General features: G+C 70.0%; 1 pseudogene. It reads right to left on the minus strand.

Features of this window, described 5'->3' with window-relative positions:
• Positions 1-216: 216 nt before the first annotated feature.
• Positions 217-597: pseudogene (locus tag FL344_RS38235) on the minus strand (hypothetical protein); the annotation flags it as partial.

The following is a 597-nucleotide window of genomic DNA, read 5'->3' on the forward strand; positions in this document are numbered from 1 at the left end:
GCTGCGGACGGTTGCCAATGCGGGGGGACATGGGGGCTCCAGCGAGATTCGGGGGCGCCCGGAAGGACGCCATCTGTCCCCATTTTCCGTGATCCGCTTCCGCAGTTGCTTGGTCCCTTCATTTTTTGAGAATCGAGGCCCGGATTTTTCTCGAACCGGGTGAGTCTTCATCCCACTCCGCGCGCGAATCGAGCCCCATCGGCGTCCAGGTGGGATTCAGTGCGAGGGAGGGACCGAGTCGGGCGAGCCGGGGTCGGGCCTCAGCCGGCGGACGGCGCGCAGCAGGAGCTCCTCGTCCCGGGGGCTGGCCAGGAAGCCGCGTGCGCCGAGCTCGCGGACCCGGTCGAAGCTCTCGTCATCACTGCCGTGGACGATGAGGGCGCCCTTGATGTGGACCTCCCCGGCCAGCAGGCCCTCCATGGCCTGGAGGGGCGCGAGCACGACGTCCTCCGGCCCGGTGTGCAGCACCTCCAAGGGGGTGGCAGTGCGGGCTTGGAGGCCGTTCCTCGCCAGCAGCCGGGTGATGAGCACCGCCGTGACGGGCGGCCAGCCATAGAGCAGCAGGGGGCCCCCGGGCGCGAGTGAGGGGGGAGGGGG

This window comes from Myxococcus sp. AB036A (assembly GCF_006547355.1).
GTDB classification, from domain to species: domain Bacteria; phylum Myxococcota; class Myxococcia; order Myxococcales; family Myxococcaceae; genus Myxococcus; species Myxococcus virescens.